This window comes from uncultured Nocardioides sp., from assembly GCF_902805925.1.
Lineage (GTDB): Bacteria > Actinomycetota > Actinomycetes > Propionibacteriales > Nocardioidaceae > Nocardioides.
In genome coordinates, this window is sequence record NZ_CADCUP010000037.1 from 1 (window position 1) to 2,819 (window position 2,819).

The 2,819-nt window shown below is 73.4% G+C and carries 4 protein-coding genes; all 4 read right to left on the reverse strand.

The annotated features are described in order from the left end of the window. On the reverse strand, positions 1–650 hold a 650-nt coding region (locus QZX64_RS02515; protein ID WP_295656688.1), incomplete at its 3' end, for a DinB family protein. A gap of 63 nt (positions 651–713) precedes the next feature. Continuing rightward, positions 714–1,115, reverse strand: coding sequence for a VOC family protein (locus QZX64_RS02520; RefSeq protein ID WP_295656689.1), 402 nt, complete (start codon positions 1,113–1,115; stop codon positions 714–716). Further along, positions 1,112–1,720 carry an HAD family hydrolase gene (locus tag QZX64_RS02525; RefSeq protein WP_295656690.1) on the reverse strand — a complete coding sequence of 203 codons (609 nt, stop codon included), beginning with the start codon at positions 1,718–1,720 and terminating at the stop codon, positions 1,112–1,114. The genes QZX64_RS02520 and QZX64_RS02525 overlap by 4 nt, the downstream gene beginning before the upstream one ends. A gap of 7 nt (positions 1,721–1,727) precedes the next feature. Beyond that, entirely contained in the window at positions 1,728–2,498 is a 771-nt protein-coding gene (locus QZX64_RS02530; protein WP_295656692.1) for a 3'(2'),5'-bisphosphate nucleotidase CysQ, read from the reverse strand. Positions 2,499–2,819: the final 321 nt, after the last annotated feature.

Genomic DNA, 2,819 nt, shown 5'->3' on the forward strand with positions numbered 1-2,819 from the left:
GCCGGGCAGTGGCGACCGCGCCGAAGGCCCGCGCGCGGTCGAGGTCGATGCCCATGGCGTATCTGTGGCCCCAGCCCGGCGACGTCTTGCACCCTCACCGCGACGCGCTGAACGCCCCCGCCTCCAGCGCGTCGAGGTCGCGCTCGGCGTAGCGGCGGTGGCCAGCCGGGACCTGCGACCGGCTCGGTGTCGGCGGTGAGGAGCTCCTCCGTCAGCCCGTCGATCAGGGCACGGACGCTGCGCATCCGGTCGTGCCGCAGCACCAGCACCTCGTCGAGCGACGGCCTGGCCGTGCGGTCGCGCGGGTTGCCCGGAGTGTCGGGCATCTGGTCCCACGGCAGGCCGAGCGGGTGCCAGGGCGAGGGATCGCCGAGCACGCCGCGGCGTACCCACGCGTCGGTGGCGAAGACCAGGTGGCGCAGCGTCTCGACGAACGACCACTCACCGTCGACCGACGCGTGCCGGAGCCGCGGGTCGAGCGTCCGGGCCCGCTCGATGGTGCCGGCCCAGAGCCGCTCCACGACGTCCCACGCCTCGCGGAAACCCTCGGGGTCGGTGGGCCGCATCCTCGCCCGGTCGGGGTCACGCCGGTCGAGCTCGGCCTCGACGAAGGGCGTCACGTCGACCCCGTTGACGACGAGGTCCTGCACCTCGCCGACCGGTGAATTCCGTGGCCGGACGCTACCCGAGGTAGCGGACGGTCGGCGTCCGCGTCACTGCCGTCTCGCCGCGAGCTCCGCCTCCGAGGTCAGGATGCAGAACTCGTTCCCCTCCGGGTCGGCGAGCACCACCCAGCCGGTGCCCGGCCCGTGGATGCCCCGCCGGTCGGCGACCTCGGCGGCGCCCAGGGACAGGAGCCGCTCGACCTCCTCGGCCTGCGTGCCCGAGCGCGGACGCAGGTCCAGGTGCACGCGGTTCTTGCCCGACTTCTCCTCGGGCACCTCGATGAAGAGGATGCTGTGGCCGGTCTCCGGGTCCAGGACCATGCACTCCTCGTGGCCCGGCTCGTTGGGGTCGCCGGGCACGTCGGTGTAGCCGAGCAGGTGCTTCCACCACTCCGAGAGCGCGTAGGCGTCGCGGCAGTCGATGCTGGTGTGCGAGACGAAGGAGGTCATGGGGCCAGCGTGGCACCGTGGGCGAGCAGCAGCGACCGGATTTCCTCCGGGCCGTCCTCGATCTGCCACCGCACCGCCGCCATGCCGGCCGCCTGCGCCCCGCGCACATTCGTGGCGCTGTCGTCGACGAACAGCACGTCCGCGGGCGACACGCCCAGCTCGCGCGCCACGGTCTCGAAGAAGGCGACGTCGGGCTTGGCCAGGCCGAGGTCGCAGGAGTAGAAGCAGGAGTCGAACAGGTCGCCGTACCCGAGCTCTCCCTTCATGTACGACGCGCGCCGGGCGTGCTGGTTGGTGCCCAGGTGGACGCCGTGACCACCGGCCCGGAGGACACGCACGAGCGCGACCGTGGCGGGCGAGACCTCGGCCGAGAGCCACAGTGCGGCGTACGCCTCGTCGAAGCCCAGGTCGGGGAAGCGCTCGGCCATCGCGGCGCGCAGGACGGCCGGGAAGTCACCGCCGACCAGCATCGGCACCTCGAGCCGGTCGATCAGGGTCGTGAGCTCCACCGCCCGGTCCCCGGCGAGCCGGGCCAGCGTGGGCCACCACCCGCCGCGCACCGACTGCACGACCCCGTCGGCGTCGAGCAGCACGTGGGCGACCACCGTCGCTTCAGTCGGTGCCGTGGCTGCGCACGAACGCCACGATCTCGTCGGCGAGCTCGGGTCGGCACACGATGAGGTCGGGCAGCGAGACGTCGTCCTTGTTGTACACCAGCTCCGAGCCGTCCACGCGCGAGCAGAAGAGCCCGGCGGCGCGGGCGACCGCGACCGGCGCGGCGTTGTCCCACTCGTACTGGCCACCTGCGTGCACGTAGGCGTCCGCCACGTCGCGCACCACGCTCATCACCTTCACTCCCGCGCTGCCCATCGGGACCAGGTCGGCGCCCAGCTGCTGGGCGAGCGACTCGACGAAGGCGGGCGGACGGCTGCGGGACACCGCGATGCGGGGGCGCTCGGAGGTGCGCGCGGGCACCTGGCGCGGCGCGGCGGTGCTGAAGGTCTCCCCCAGGGCGGGCTGGGCGACGGCACCGGCGGTCAGCTGGCCGTCCTGCCACAGCGCCACGTGGACCGCCCAGTCGTCGCGCGGGGGCTCGGAGAACTCCCGCGTGCCGTCGAGCGGGTCGATGATCCAGACCCGGCTCGCCGTCAGCCTGGACTTGTCGTCGCGGGCCTCCTCGGACAGGACGTTGTCCTCGGGACGGTGCTCGTCCAGCAGCCGGGCGAGGAGCTCCTGCGCGGCGGCGTCGCCGGCGTTCTTGAGCTCGCGGCCCTCCAGTCCCTGGGCCCGCACCTCGAGCAGCCGGGCGCCGGCCTGCTCGGCGGCCCAGACGGCGAAGGCGTGGTCGTCGGTGAGGTCGGCAGTGGGGGTATCGGTGGTCACGGCGAGCAGCCTCTCACGGGGCGGCGTACGACGTTGGCACCCCCGCGGATCCGTCGGTTTGGCGGCGAGGTCGCCGGGGTAGGTTCCGCCCCGTCTGCTCCACTCCCCCCGTACCGGGCCACCCGCCCGACGAAAGGACATCGCTCCCATGCGCATGCCCCGCCTCATCACCGGCCTGGTCTCCGCCGGTCTCCTCGGTGTCACCCCGCTCGCCGTCAGCGCGCCTGCCCAGGCCACCGACAACCTGACCACCGTCACCGAGCTCACCGTCAGCCAGCCGGGCATCGTGTACGGCGACGACGTCTACTTCCAGGGCCGGGT